Origin of the sequence: Agrobacterium sp. CFBP 3001 (assembly GCF_027871605.1) — a bacterium.
Taxonomy (GTDB): Bacteria; Pseudomonadota; Alphaproteobacteria; order Rhizobiales; family Rhizobiaceae; genus Agrobacterium; species Agrobacterium leguminum.
Window position 1 is genome coordinate 1 of sequence record NZ_JAQAHD010000003.1, and the last position, 13589, is coordinate 13589.

General features: G+C 58.2%; 11 protein-coding genes. 5 read left to right on the top strand and 6 right to left on the bottom strand.

Annotation, left to right across the window (positions count from 1 at the left end; all coding sequences use genetic code 11):
* On the top strand, positions 1 to 190 hold a 190-nt coding region (locus PH605_RS05395), incomplete at its 5' end, for an AGE family epimerase/isomerase (protein ID WP_193559587.1).
* A 55-nt stretch (positions 191 to 245) separates the two neighbouring features.
* On the opposite strand, the gene PH605_RS05400 is transcribed toward PH605_RS05395, so the two are convergent.
* From PH605_RS05400 to PH605_RS05420, 5 genes are read right to left on the bottom strand one after another with little or no spacing between them, the layout of a single operon-like run.
* Positions 246 to 1208, bottom strand: a complete 963-nt coding sequence (locus PH605_RS05400) for a glycoside hydrolase family 26 protein (RefSeq protein ID WP_125146925.1) — start codon at positions 1206 to 1208, stop codon at positions 246 to 248.
* A gap of 13 nt (positions 1209 to 1221) precedes the next feature.
* Positions 1222 to 1725: a DUF995 domain-containing protein gene (locus tag PH605_RS05405; RefSeq protein ID WP_003523821.1), complete on the bottom strand. Its 504-nt coding sequence runs from the start codon at positions 1723 to 1725 to the stop codon at positions 1222 to 1224.
* Positions 1726 to 1739: 14 nt separating this feature from the next.
* The gene (locus PH605_RS05410) at positions 1740 to 3677 is read right to left on the bottom strand and encodes a glycosyltransferase family 2 protein (protein WP_142846298.1); all 1938 of its coding nucleotides are present in this window, start codon (positions 3675 to 3677) and stop codon (positions 1740 to 1742) included.
* Positions 3674 to 4657, bottom strand: coding sequence for a UDP-glucose 4-epimerase GalE (galE, locus tag PH605_RS05415; protein WP_142846300.1), 984 nt, complete (start codon positions 4655 to 4657; stop codon positions 3674 to 3676). Before galE ends, PH605_RS05410 begins: the two co-directional genes overlap by 4 nt.
* Before the next feature lies 1 nt (position 4658).
* Positions 4659 to 5681 carry a UDP-glucuronic acid decarboxylase family protein gene (locus tag PH605_RS05420; protein ID WP_080857275.1) on the bottom strand — a complete coding sequence of 341 codons (1023 nt, stop codon included), beginning with the start codon at positions 5679 to 5681 and terminating at the stop codon, positions 4659 to 4661.
* Positions 5682 to 6064: 383 nt separating this feature from the next.
* Between PH605_RS05420 and PH605_RS05425 the strand changes: the two genes are divergently transcribed.
* Positions 6065 to 6415, top strand: a complete 351-nt coding sequence (locus tag PH605_RS05425) for a hypothetical protein (protein ID WP_065656281.1) — start codon at positions 6065 to 6067, stop codon at positions 6413 to 6415.
* Positions 6416 to 6474: 59 nt separating this feature from the next.
* On the opposite strand, the gene PH605_RS05430 is transcribed toward PH605_RS05425, so the two are convergent.
* Positions 6475 to 7248, bottom strand: a complete 774-nt coding sequence (locus PH605_RS05430) for a helix-turn-helix domain-containing protein (protein WP_142846302.1) — start codon at positions 7246 to 7248, stop codon at positions 6475 to 6477.
* A gap of 912 nt (positions 7249 to 8160) precedes the next feature.
* Here PH605_RS05430 and PH605_RS05435 point away from each other — a divergent pair.
* From PH605_RS05435 to PH605_RS05445, 3 genes are all read left to right on the top strand, one after another.
* On the top strand, positions 8161 to 9126 hold the full coding sequence (locus PH605_RS05435) for a fibrinogen-binding protein (protein WP_065656283.1): 966 nt from the start codon (positions 8161 to 8163) through the stop codon (positions 9124 to 9126).
* A gap of 152 nt (positions 9127 to 9278) precedes the next feature.
* A complete protein-coding gene (locus PH605_RS05440) occupies positions 9279 to 11297 on the top strand; it encodes a hypothetical protein (RefSeq protein WP_142846304.1) in 2019 nt (672 codons plus the stop codon).
* An 81-nt stretch (positions 11298 to 11378) separates the two neighbouring features.
* Complete coding sequence (locus PH605_RS05445) at positions 11379 to 13583, top strand: type I secretion system permease/ATPase (protein WP_065656285.1); 2205 nt, start codon at positions 11379 to 11381, stop codon at positions 13581 to 13583.
* Positions 13584 to 13589 lie beyond the last annotated feature (6 nt).

Genomic DNA, 13589 nt, shown 5'->3' on the forward strand with positions numbered 1-13589 from the left:
TTACCTCGCCTCCGGTCTCAGCGCCATCGGCGCGCTGCAGCCTTTCCTCGACACGCCGGTCAAGGGCCTGTGGTTCGACAAATGGCCGGCCGACAGGCCGATGCTCGACGAACCGGCGCCGGCAAGCACGTTTTATCACATCGTCTGCGCCATATATGAGGCAGAGGCTGTGCTGGCGACGGCCAACTAGTATCGGGCCACCGGACGGACGAGCGGCATCGCCGCTCGCCGGTTTTCGGCGTAGATCAGACCTTGGCCGGGCGCACGACGCGCCAGTCCGGTCTGCCGAGATTGTGCGGCCAGGGGTGAACATCCTTGTCGTTAAAATAGACGACCTCTTCCAGCTTCGGAAAATCCGCCTGTTTCAGCGTCACATCATTCATCCACGGACGAACATAGGAATCGCCGCCTTCATAACCCAGTTCGGCAACCCAGACCGGCTTGTTGAAGGTTTCGACAAGTCCATAGCCCTTGCGCAGCAGATCAGTGAAGGTCTTCGGTCCGCCATATTCGATCTTGTCGTACTCCTCGAGACCGAAAACCGAGAGGCCCACCAGATCGGCGTAGCTGTCACCTGGGTAGTAGGCCTGCAGACCGTCCAGACCTTTCGGTGACCACATCACCTTGACGCTGGGAACCGCCTTGCGGGTCATGTCCACCATGCGTTTATACGCCGAGATGTAATCACGCGGGTTCCAGCCCGACCACGAGAAGCGGCCGGACGTGTCTTCCATTTCCTGTCCCCAGCGCAGGATCAGCGGACTTTTCATCGCCGACATGCGTGCGGCGATCGCCTGCATGTTCTGGTCATAGTCGCCTCTCATCACCTTGCGGCGCAACTCGTCGGAGGTGAGCCGCCAGTTAACGTCCCAGGACCAGGGTTCTACGGTGATCAGCACGTTGCGCTTGCGCTCCAGAGCGTAGGCATCCGCAAGTGCGAGACTGTCGAGATCCACGTCCTCCCAGGGCAGGAACAGATGTTCCGTCGCCACCCCGGTCTGGGCCGTGAAATCGCCGTGCGGATCGTAGGCACCGAAACGGATGCCGTCCGCATGCAATGTCGGTCTTTTGTCGGCAAGTGTCTTCATGCCCGTCGACGTCATGGGGGCGACACCCTGTGCGTCGAGCTTGAGCACCGGATACATGCCGGCGGTAAAGGCTGCGGCGGCACCACCTGCGAACAGAAGTTTTCTTCTTGTTATCTGCATGACACCTTACTCCCTACCTTGTTGCCGTCATCGCCTTGTCGTAAGCGGCGATCTGCGGCGTGACATCGTCCTTGCGGACGAGCTTGAGGAATTCATCGCCAGGGCGCGGCGGGTTGTGCCGGAACACGTACCATGGCCCGCCCTGCTTGCGCTGGTAGAGCACCTTGCCAATGCGACCGTGGTCGAAGCAGGTATCGGCCTTGCCGTTTCCTGCCGCGCTTTTCCAGGTGGCGCGCATGCACAGGGTGCCGTTGGCATCGACGGTCCAGCGGCCTTCACCGATAGACTTCTTGCCCTTTTCTTCCGTTGCAGCGATGAATTTGCGGTCTTGGGCGATGAAGCGTCCACCGCCCGTTTCCCATTTCCAGGTCTTGTCGAAGTACATGTCCACGACTTCGCTGGTTCTGAGCGGTTTCGGCGTCTTCGTGCCGCCTGCAGCGTGGACCGCGCTTGGCACGACCACCGCAAGACAGAGTACGAAAGCGGAGAATCCGCATTTGCTTATTGTTGTTTTCATCACAGCCTCCTCCTTCATTGTCCGACCCTATTGTCGGCCAGCATGATCTCTCCGGTCGCCACCGCCGGCGGCGGCGCCACGATGGGTTCCGCCTGCATTTCCTGCGGTCCGCGCAGTCCCGGTACGGTAATGCGCAGTTTCAGACGCACCGATCTCGCACCTTCCACGCCCGCACCGGCGACCGTGAACCGCGTTTCGGTAAAACTGACATAGGGCTGCCCGTGCGACAGGGCCTCCAGCCCGCCGATCGCATGGGAGCTGAGCTGTACGGCACTGCCCGCCACCAGCAGCAATGAACAGGCGGCGGCAGTCGCTCCCCCGCGCAATGCCGGCAGCTTTGGCAAGCCGTTTTCCATCGCATGGCGGATGAGCAGAAACACCGAAAGGCCCGCATAGATCGCCACATTGATGGCGGCGAAGACGAAGAAGCCCTCCGCCCCGTTTTCCCGCGGCGCCAGAACCATGGCCACGAGGCTGAGCGCCGCCAGAAGAATGTAGGGTGCCACGACCCTCAGCGGCAGCGGCGGTTTTGCCTGCGTGCCCTTGGGGGTGATGCGGAAATCCACGAAATCGCCACGGATCGTGTCGCGTATCGCTGCCAGCACGCCCATCAGCGACCAGGGCCAGCGCAGGAACAGAAATACCATGGCCTCCCAGCTGAAGAGCTTCGCATCATGCGGGCGGAACGCGCCCGTGGCCCGCCAGAAAAAGGCAAACACGATCATGATCAGCGAAACCGGCAGGAAATGCGCCAGGAACGCCGGATAGGATGCGTTGACCAGCACATCGCCGCGCATCAACGCAACGGCGGGAAGCACGAACATCAGCGCCATGAAGCCGGAAAACAGCGGATACCAGAGCTGCGAAAACAGGAACTGGAACTTCAGCCGCGGCGGCAGCTTCGGCACATAGTGCCTTGAATATTGCAGCAGAATGGTCATCAGGCTGCGCGACCACTGAAATTCCTGCACGATGAGATCGGCAAAGGTCACCGGTCCGTCGCCATGGGCGATGGCGTTGACGGCGTGAATGCCGCGCCAGCCGCCGGCATTCATCAAAAGCGTGGTGGAATGATCCTCGGCAAGCTCCGGCCCAAGGCCGCCGACCTCCCGCAGGGCTTTCGTGCGCACGGCATAATGAGAACCGATGCAGAGCGGCGCCCAGCCATTATTGTAACCCAGTTGCAGCGCGCCATGCAGGCTCGCCTCGGCATAAAGCCTGCCGCGCGCGGCCCAGCTTTCACCGGCATTGGCGTCGCAGATGCTCGGAGCCGAAACATATCCAACCTTCGGATCGGCAAAGGGACGCATGATCTCGCGCAGATAATCCGGTTCCGGCACGTGATCCGCATCGAACTGGGCGACGAAATCATAACGCTCGTAACCGTAGTGATCGTAGAAATAAGCGAGATTGCCTTCCTTGCAGCGTGTGCGCCGCGGCCAGGTCTTGCGATGATACTCCGCAACGCCCTGGCGGGTGGAAACGAAAACGCCGTGCGCGCCACACCATTTCAGCGTTTCCGCATCCGGAGCCTCATCCGCGAGCCAGACATCGAATTCCAGACCCTTCTGTTCGAGCATGGCCAGCAGCGTCTTTTGCACCACCGCGAAAGGTTCCGACGGCGCCTTGGTGACGACCATCGCCACCCTGCCCCGTGGTAGAAGGGAGCGCCGGTCGACAACCTTCGCGTTCAGAAAGATGAAGATGAAATAGGATGGCAGAAGCGTGATCCACGCGAGCGTTATCGTCACGACAGTATAATAGGGCCAGTCGATGACACGATCGCGATCGAGCCACCAGATCCAGAAATAAGCGAGCGTCACCAGCCAGCCGCCAATGCCGAGAAGATAGGCCGTGCGGTTCCAGCCGGCAAAGACCGGCAGCATCCGCAAATCACTGGCGACTGCAACCGCACGGGCCGATGGAACGGAAGGGGTGGAATGGGCTTTCATGACCGCACCTCCAGTCCGAAACCGGGACCTGCCGTCCGGATGATGGTGTCGATATCCGAACGCTTCGGGGTAAAACCGAGGGTTTCTTCCGCACGTTTGATATCCGCAAACAGGGCTGGAGGATCGCCGGCGCGCCTCGCGCCGAAATGCACCGGAACTTCCTGCCCCGTTACGCGATGGATCGCCCGGATGATATCGCCGACCGATGTACCGTGACCGGAACCGAGATTGACGCGCAGCGTCTCTCCGCCCTCGGCAAGATAATTGACAGCAGCCACATGGGCATCGGCCAGATCGCTGACATGGATATAATCGCGAATGCAGGTGCCGTCGCTGGTGTCGTAATCCGCCCCGAAGACATCCAGTTGCGGAAGCCTCGCGGCAGCCGCCATCAGTGCCCGCGGGATCAGATGGGTTTCAGGTTCATGGCGCTCGTAAAGCTCACCGTCCGGGTCGGCCCCGGCGGCATTGAAATAACGCAGCGCCACGAAACGCAAACCGTAGGCAGCAGCATAATCCTCCAGCGCCATTTCGAAGATCAGCTTCGTGCGCCCGTAAGGGTTGACCGGCATTTGAGCCGTTTCCTCACGGATGGGCAATTGCGGCGGCACGCCATAGGTGGCGCAGCTTGAAGAAAACACCAGCCCGCCGATATTCTGGTCGAGACAGGCATCCAGCAGCGCAAGACTGCCGCCGACATTGTTGCGGTAATATTTGCGTGGATCCTCGACGGACTCACCGACATAGGCATTGGCGGCGCAATGGATAACGAAGGCCGGCGAGAACTCCTTGAGCGTGGCTTTCAAGAGGCCACGATCCAGAATGTCGCCCTCGATGAAGGGACCCCACCGAACCGAATCCGCGTGACCCGTCGAGAGATTGTCGTAAGCGATGGGCTTGAAGCCGGATTGGGCCAGCGCCTTGCAGATGTGGCTGCCTATGAATCCGGCCCCGCCCGTGACGAGGATTGTGCGAGGCATCTCATACGGCCTCCGCCACAGCCTTGCCGGCCAGCAATGCATCGAAATAGACGATGGTTTTTTCCAGGCCGATTTCGAGCGGCACGCGCGGCTGCCATCTCAACAGTTCCTTTGCCCGCGAAATATCGGGGCGACGCTGCTGCGGATCGTCGATCGCGGCGGGCAGATGCACGATGCGCGAACGGGAACCCGTCATGCGGATGACGATATCGGCGAGCTGCCGCACCGGAATTTCGCTCGGGTTGCCGAGATTGATCGGCCCGGTGCAATCCTTTGGCTTGGCAGAGAAGCGCAGGAAACCGTCGATCAGGTCATCGACATAGCAGAAGGAACGGGTCTGGCTGCCATCGCCGTAAATGGTGATGTCGGTGCCCTTCAGCGCCTGGACGATGAAGTTCGAAACCACACGCCCGTCATCGGGTCGCATGCGCGGCCCATAGGTGTTGAAGATGCGTCCCACCTTGATATCGACACCGAAACTACGGTGATAATCGAAAAACAGCGTTTCGGCGCTGCGCTTCCCTTCATCGTAACAAGCTCGCGGCCCGATTGTATTTACATTGCCGAAATAGGTTTCCGGCTGCGGATTGACGTGCGGATCGCCATAGACTTCCGATGTCGACGACTGCACGACGGTTGCACCACATCTGCGCGCCACTTCCAGCACATTGACCGCACCAAGGACATTGGTGAGCAGCGTGCCGACCGGATCGCGCTGATAGTCGGGCGGTGAAGCCGGCGAAGCGAAGTTGAAGATCAGCGAGACATCGATGTCATACGGTTTGCGCACATCGTGCTCGACCAGCAAAAACCGCTTATTGTCCCGCAAATGCGCCACATTCGCGGTGCGTCCGGTCGAAAGATCGTCGAGACAGATCACCTCGTGGCCGCAGCTCAACAGGCGTTCGCAAAGATGGGAACCGAGAAAACCGGCGCCGCCATTGACGAGAACGCGTTGGCCAGGTCTCCATTCGGAGTAGATGGTGACGCCGTTGTCGTGTTCGTTGGGAACGAAATTACGCATTACACACTCCTCCCCATGAGGAATCAGCGCAGCTGATTCATCTAAACTGGATCAAACTCCCGATTGTACGATATCCTGAATATCATCCTCCGGTTTTTACTTCTTCTGGAGGTTTAATATTTCGGTCAGATAAATTTCAACTTTCATGATAGGCGCAGAAGAAAACAGGTCAACTTCATTTTATCAAAATATTACAATTGATTACCCAAAATAGCCCCTTGATTTAATACTTTTTAACTATGCCTCTATTATGCCTTTCTTATTGAGCATTAGCGCAAGCTTCGCTCAACCAGTCGGGGCTATCCTGGTTTTGTAAGGCTCGGTCCACCGGGAACAAAACCGCCCGGCGAGATGCGACAGACAGTCGATTTCAGGGGACACACATGACGAATGAAATGCCTTATTCCCATAGCGGCAAAGCAGCCCGCCATTGTCGCTTCGCGCTTGTTGCCGCAGCACTTGTAACTTTCACCTTCGCGACGGCTTCATGCTCCGTGGTTGAAGACGCCGTTCTCATCAAGACCGCGTCGGCCAATACCGCCACGACCAAAAGCAGCGTCGTTCCGGCGAAGGCGTCCTACGGTTATCAAAAACCCGGCAACGCGGCCGTTACGCTTGTTGCCGATGCCTCGGGCGCACCCGCGGTATCTCGGCAGTCTTACTCGGGCTCCTCTCCCTACATCTGCTCACCGAGCGGATTCGGGCAGAAATCCCGCTGCTTCCTGAGGCCCTGAGCCTCCTGGAGAAATACCGGAGGGAACTGGCGTCCGGACGGCCCTAGCCGCCCTGACGCTCAGTTCTTCCAGCCGCCGGAGAACGTCGTGTCTTCATCTTTGTTGAAGAAGCGCGACGCCGCTTCCGTGCGGTTGCGCACGTTCATTTTCTTATAGATATTGCGCACGTGAACCTTGACGGTGTTCTCGGACAGATGCAGCCGATCAGCGATGATCTTGTTTTGCGTTCCCTTGCAAAGCAGGTCGAGGATTTGCACCTCGCGTGTCGTCAGCGCCGCCACGTCGCCCCTGCTTGCGGCAAGGGCATCGGCGCGGTTGGCGATCACGGCATCGCTTTGAACGCTCTTGCTGTTGACCGAAGGCGAATAGGGCGTGAGCTTGCCGAGAAGAGCGGCAGGAAAATGTTCCCCGCCCTTCATGAGCAGATCGACAGCCGCCATGAAAACATCGAGCCTGAGATTGAGCGGCAGCACGCCATCGATGACGCGCATTCCCACCAGCCTTTTCAGCGGCTCCTCGAATTTATCGATGGTTTCGACGACGAGCGCGATCGGCGCATCGGGATGTTTTTCCCGAACCTCCGAAAGAACGGCATGAAGACGGTCCCCCGACATCCTGTAAGGCAAAACCAGCCGTACATTGTTACCGTAGTCGTCCTCGATTCCCGCCGACGACCTTACGCTCACCACCGCGAATGTGGGGAACTTTTTGCCCAGCGCCTCCGTGAGGCACTCGGAAAACAGGTCCGGATCCGCTATGATCAATAAAGTTCCATTTATAGGAGCAACGGCGTTTTTTTGTTTTGCCGCATAATCTGACGTTCCCATGAACATTGACGCCTCCCTCAAGCGCTTACGCATTACTTTCTTTTGGTTGTGCAGTCTGTCGTCCGCCGGCTATCTTTCCCCTGAATACTTGGGGGCGATTCTCCGCTTTAGGCCATGTCAACTATCATTAATTACCCGTTAATTAACACACGCTAATACGAAAAGCTGTGTAAATAAATGGCCCAAACGGGTTATTTTTTACAATTGACATACAAAATAGGTTACGGGGAGATAGAATCATTCATTCTGTAACCGCTGCAAAAACAAATACATCGGAAAAGCTTTCGCTGTGGTTTTGCCTTCCGGGAAAATATAACTTTTAGTTGATATCCCTTTACATAGCTCGCCGGCGAGGCGCGCTGCAGCCTGTTCCTTTTCGGGATAAAGGCCTTTTTCCACCGAAATAAACCATGTTTCTCGAAAACGCCGCCTTGCCCTGACGAAGCGGCATTTTTTGAGGCCAGATCGGCGAAACGACCCGCCGGAGAACCCCCTGCGACATATATATTCGGGTAAAGCGCCGATATGTTTAACCCAAATTGATATCTAGGAAGCGCAGTTTTTCTACGGCACAGTCTGACCGTCGCTGAACGGCGGCCGATGGAAAGACACCTCCGGCCTTGACGTGTGTTTGAAAAACGCCGGTCCCTTTTCAAGAAAACATGCAAGCGAAAAGACGAAGCCACCGCGCTCTCCTTATGGAGCGAGGAACGGATTTGTGCGCCGTTTTACCGAGTAGCGCACAAGGGCTGAACGAAAAGAGCCCGATTACGGGCCACTACCGAACCGCAGATGATGCGTACCGAGTGCATCTGCAAAACATCAATCTTCATGCTACCCGGGGCAAGCGCGAAAAAATCCCGTTTGAGATGAGAGGGATTTCGAAAGCTGCTCCGAGCTTTTTCGGAGGAAATCGAAATGGGTTACGATCACAAGGCATCCGGCAGCGACGACGACATCACCAAGATCGGCGCGCTTTCCGATGGTTTCGCCAACACGTCGACCAATGACGCCAAGGTGGAAGACAGCAACGTCGGCACCGCAAACGGTGAAAACCGCAACAACGACAACAGCGACAACAGCACCAATGTGGATGTTGACGCCAAGATCGATGTTGAAGCCAATAACGGTGACAATCGCGACAACGACTATGACTGGAGCTATGACAGCAAGTCCTATAGCGACAACGACACGACCACCAAGACCAGCACCGAAACCAACACCGATATCAAGGTCGACTACGACTGGAGCTATGAAAGCAAGTCGTACAGCGACAACGACACCAATGTGAAAACGATCACGGATACGGACACAAAGACGTCCAACTATTCCGACAACGACACCTCCACCAAGACCACGACGACCTCCGACAGCTTCAACTCCGCAGACAGTTTCTACAAGTCGGATGACGACTTCGGTAACATCACGGGCGTCAAGGATGTCGGCAATCTCGGCATCGCCGGCGGAGACCTTACCTTCAATCTGGGTGACGACTTCTCGTTCACTCTCGATGTCGACAATATCCTCAACGGCTCGCTCAACGGCGATGGTAACGACACCGGCTTCAGCATGGTGCAGGCCAACCACCTGGCAGACCAGGATGAGGCCTACGACATCAAGATGCAGAATGGCGGTGCGGAAAACCACCTGAGCGCCAATGCCGGTGACGCCTATGGCGCCGAGGGCATCGACGGCAAGGGATGGGATCTCAAGGCCGGCGACGACGCAGCAGGTACCAGCACTGCGGATGCATCGGCAATCCTTGCAAACTCCGGCTTCCATCTGGAACTGGTGCAGGGCGCCAACATGCTCTCCAACGCAGTTGATGTCACGATCACAGGCGGTAACTCGAATGTGTCTGATGTCGGTGAGGATCACTCCTGATAACCACCTCTTGACGAAAAGAGCTGCACCGGCACCCGCCGGTGCAGTTCGCGGTTGAAGGACCGGGGTTGCGTAAAACGAAGCACCGCCTCCAGGACGTGTGCCATCCGCAGCCTTAAGGCTCTGCCGCGATGATCAGGGAGGGACCTCCAATGCATATCGACAAGATTTCGGACATGATTGCGCATTTCATCGGCCTGTTCGACACGGTGATCGAGGAAGCGCGTCTGAGAGCCAACTATACCGAAGGCCCGGCGCATTCCGATCCGGACCGTTTGCCGGACGACGAGGCAGCAAAGCTGCTCGACAAGAACTATGACGTTGCGCTCAAGGACTACGATCCCGGTGTCAACTACCGCGCCGGCTATTATGATTTCGATTATCTGCAGCCGCATTTCGCGCGCATGGTCGAACATGACATGCAGCGGCTCGCAGATGCCATCCCTGTCGATATTTCCGGCGTCAATTTCCGTTTTCCCGGCCGTCTTTCCTTTGAGGAGGAATATGAACTGGTGGTTCACACCGGTCCCGGTTCGGTCATCGCGCATGTGGCGCAGGTCAATATTCTTCAGGACGACGACTATCTGAACATGACGGACGGCCCTTTTGTGTGGCGCGACACCAGCTTCGCCACAGAGCGCACCGTCGAGTTCTACAATGAAGCGTCCGTCTTCACACCTTTTTCCAATTTCCAGCGGACCGACAGCTACGACGCCCTGCAGGCGCTCGCCAAATCCGCGCACGACTATATCGACCATGCCCGCGAAAACGACGTGACGTCGCTCGGCACCGGTGCGGATCAGGATTTCGTTTTGGCCGGCAATGACATCGACGGGCTTTACATCAATGGCTCGATAGCCAGCGAAAAGCCAATGCTCGACGACTACATGCCCGATCGCGGCATCGCCAAGCCGGCGGAAGAGCCGGAAAAGAGCGATGTTTCGCTGCATGAGGACAGCCCTGCCGGCAACAGCCTCGATGTCGCCGCAGGCGCCAATGTGGTCGCCAACATCGCCACGCTGGTCAATACCGGCGTCATGACGTCGGTAACCGCCGTCATGGGCGACTATCATCAGATCGACGCGATCACCCAGGCCTATATCTATAGCGACCGGGACGAAATCGACTCCGTTTTCACACGGTCGGAAGATCAGGCGTCAACGGTAGCCTTCAATATCGCCAGCTTCGAGCGCAGCGTCTATCCGGGCGCGGAAAACACGGAAAACAGCAGCCAGGAAAACGGCGAACCGCCGATATTTCCCACCGCCTGGCGCGTCAGCGTGCTGGAAGGCGACGTTTCCTTCGTCCACTGGATCGAGCAATACCAGTTCGTCAGCGACAACGACACGATGACGATAACGACCTCGGGCGCAACCGTCAGCCTGCTGACAGGCGGCAACGCCGCGCTCAACATTGCGAATTTCCTCGGCATCGGCATGCAATACGACCTGATCATCGTCGGCGGCAATGTGCTGGACATGAACATCATCAGCCAGATCGCCGTGCTCTACGACAATGACTGGGCACGCGCCAATCCCGATGCGCCGGAAGGCGCCACCATCCAGTCCGGCAACAACCTGCTTTGGAACGACGCCGCCATTCACAATGTCGGCAGCAACGACCGTTTCGAAACCATGCCGGACTATATGAACCAGACGGTGAATGCCATCAACGAGCGCGATCCCAACATGCCGGATGCGCTTGCCCATGACGTCAATTTCGCCGGCTATGAGGGTCTGAACGTCCTCTATATCACCGGCAATCTCTACGATGTCAGCATCATCAAACAGGTAAGCGTGCTCGGCGATTCCGACGATGTGACGCAGGCCGCCGCCAAGGTTCTCGAAAATAACGAGGGCGCCACCATTCATATCGATACCGGCAGCAACGCCGTGGTCAATCTGGCGCAGATCGTCGACTACGACAGCTTCGGCTCCACCACCTATGTCGCCGGCGGCGTTTATTCCGATGCCATATTGATACAGGGCGGCATCATCGAAAACGACACCTCGCAACCCCAGCAAGGCCAACTGGCGAACGAGGTCATCGCCTTTCTTCACGACGATCCCGCCACCATCGAAAACGAATCCAATGGCGTCATCAATGCCGGTCACGACCTTTCATGGTCGAACGGGCATTCGGCCGACGTCATGCAGGCGGTGACCGCGTAGATTTGGCTGGCGGGGCGATAACCGCGTCCCGTCACGGCCGAACCGCAAACACCGTGAGATCACCGAGGGGACAGATATAAAATGGATCATATTTCTAGAAAAACCATTGCCGACGGACGCTCGCTGGACTTGCCGCTGGATCAGGACGCGGAAGACAGCAAACTGACGGACGCCTGTATTTCAGCAATTAATGAAGCCGTCGAAAACCTGCGCCAATTATCCGGCGCGGAACAGACGGCAAAAGAAGTTTCCACCCCTGCACAGACCGCCTCCCCACAAGTTCTCTCCCAACCGCATGCAAAAACGGAGCAGGCGGAACAGTTGCGGGATGTTCCCGCAGAAAGGCCGGCGCCGCAACGGGACCGGCAACCCGCCTCCCCGCCGGAACCGCAGGCCAAGATCGACAATGCCGACCTGCCTTTCGTCAAGACCATCGACAATAATGACGGACCGATCCGTGAAAACGAACGCCGGCCGGTGACGGGCGGCGGCGGCAAGGAGCCGACGGACAATGGTGGCGGCGGCGGTGGTGGCGGCGGCGGTGGAAGCCAGAGCGGTTTTCACAAACGCAGCGAGCCGATCAATTTCGCCGCAAGCCTTGCCAAGGGCATCGCCGCCGTGCGGCGTAACATGGTGGTGGTGATGCTGTTCACGGTCGCCATCAACGTTCTGCTGCTCGCCATCCCGCTTTATCTGTTCCAGATTTCCGACCGGGTGCTGACCAGCCGCTCGATGGATACGCTGGTGATGCTGACGGTCGCCGTCCTTGGCGCGGTTCTGCTGCAGGCCTTCATGGACGCCATTCGCCGCTTCATCCTGATGCGCACCGCCGTCGAACTCGAGGTACAGCTTGGCGCGCCGATCCTGTCCGCCGCCGCCCGCGCTTCCCTGCATGGCAGCGGCAAGGACTACCAGACCTTGCAGGATCTCCAGCAATTGCGCTCCTTCCTCACCTCCGGCACGCTCATCGCCTTTCTCGATGCGCCGCTGATGCCGCTCTTCATCGTGGTGGTCTATCTCGTCCATCCACATCTCGGCATCATCATCATGGTCTGCTGCGCCGTGCTGTTCGGCATCGCCTGGCTGAACCAGCGCTTCACCGCAAGACAGTTCTCCGAGGCTTCCGGTTATTTGAGCCGCGCCAACTTTCACCTCGATTCCATGTCGCGCAATTCGCAGATCATCAATGCGCTCGCCATGATCCCCGAAGCGGTGAAGATGTGGGGCCGCGAAACAGCAGGCTCGCTGAAATCGCATGTGGCGGCGCAGGATCGCAACATCATGTTCTCCGGCGTATCGAAGGCGGCGCGCATGATTACCCAGGTGGCGCTGCTCGGCTGGGGCGCGCATCTGTCGCTATCCGGCGAACTGACCGGCGGCATGGTGATTGCAGCCTCCATCATTTCCGGTCGGGCGCTGGCGCCCATCGAAGGCGCGATAGAAGGCTGGCACCAGTTCAACAAATCTGCCGCCTCCTATGGCCGCATCAAGCAGCTTCTCATCAATTCGCCGCTCAATTTCCCGCGTCTGCGCCTCCCCAATCCGGAAGGGCGTCTCGATGTGGAGCGCATCCTCTTCGTGCCGCCGCCGCAGAAGAAAGTGATCCTGAACGGCATTTCCTTTTCGCTGAAAAAGGGGGAATCGCTCGCCATCATCGGCAATTCCGGCTCCGGCAAGACGACGCTCGGCAAGATGCTGGTCGGCTCCATCCTGCCCACGTCAGGCAATGTGCGCCTCGATCTCATGGATCTGCGCAACTGGGACCAGCGACAATTCGGTGAAAGTATCGGTTATCTGCCACAGGACGTGCAGCTTTTCCCCGGCACCATCAAAGCCAATATCTGCCGCATGCGCGACGATATCGAGGACCGGCAGATTTATGAGGCGGCGGTGCTGGCCGATGTGCACGAGCTGATCGCCGGTTTCCCGCAGGGCTATGAAACCGTGGTCGCCGCCGATGGCGCCCCGCTTTCCGGCGGCCAGAAACAGCGCATCGCGCTTGCCCGCGCCTTTTTCGGCGATCCGAAATTCGTGGTGCTGGATGAGCCGAACTCCAATCTGGATACGCAGGGCGAACAGGCGCTGGCCAAGGCGCTGCTGCATGCCAAAAGACAGGGCATCACCACCGTCACCATCACCCAGCGGCCGGCGCTGCTTCAATGCGTCGACAAGATCATGGTGCTCAAGGACGGATCGGTCGCCATGTTCGGCGAAAGGATGGACGTGCTGAAGGCGCTTTCCGGCAATGGCCGCCAGGCCAACCAGTCCCCGCAGATCGAGGGTTGAGAACCG

Excerpts from the sequence above, each read along its gene's own strand:
- PH605_RS05425 (WP_065656281.1), top strand. The coding sequence starts at position 6,065 with ATGACGAATGAAATGCCTTATTCCCATAGCGGCAAAGCAGCCCGCCAT.
- PH605_RS05410 (WP_142846298.1), bottom strand. The coding sequence starts at position 3,677 with ATGAAAGCCCATTCCACCCCTTCCGTTCCATCGGCCCGTGCGGTTGCA.
- galE (WP_142846300.1), bottom strand. The coding sequence starts at position 4,657 with ATGCCTCGCACAATCCTCGTCACGGGCGGGGCCGGATTCATAGGCAGC.
- PH605_RS05435 (WP_065656283.1), top strand. The coding sequence starts at position 8,161 with ATGGGTTACGATCACAAGGCATCCGGCAGCGACGACGACATCACCAAG.
- PH605_RS05445 (WP_065656285.1), top strand. The coding sequence starts at position 11,379 with ATGGATCATATTTCTAGAAAAACCATTGCCGACGGACGCTCGCTGGAC.
- PH605_RS05420 (WP_080857275.1), bottom strand. The coding sequence starts at position 5,681 with ATGCGTAATTTCGTTCCCAACGAACACGACAACGGCGTCACCATCTAC.
- PH605_RS05405 (WP_003523821.1), bottom strand. The coding sequence starts at position 1,725 with ATGAAAACAACAATAAGCAAATGCGGATTCTCCGCTTTCGTACTCTGT.
- PH605_RS05430 (WP_142846302.1), bottom strand. The coding sequence starts at position 7,248 with ATGTTCATGGGAACGTCAGATTATGCGGCAAAACAAAAAAACGCCGTT.
- PH605_RS05440 (WP_142846304.1), top strand. The coding sequence starts at position 9,279 with ATGCATATCGACAAGATTTCGGACATGATTGCGCATTTCATCGGCCTG.
- PH605_RS05400 (WP_125146925.1), bottom strand. The coding sequence starts at position 1,208 with ATGCAGATAACAAGAAGAAAACTTCTGTTCGCAGGTGGTGCCGCCGCA.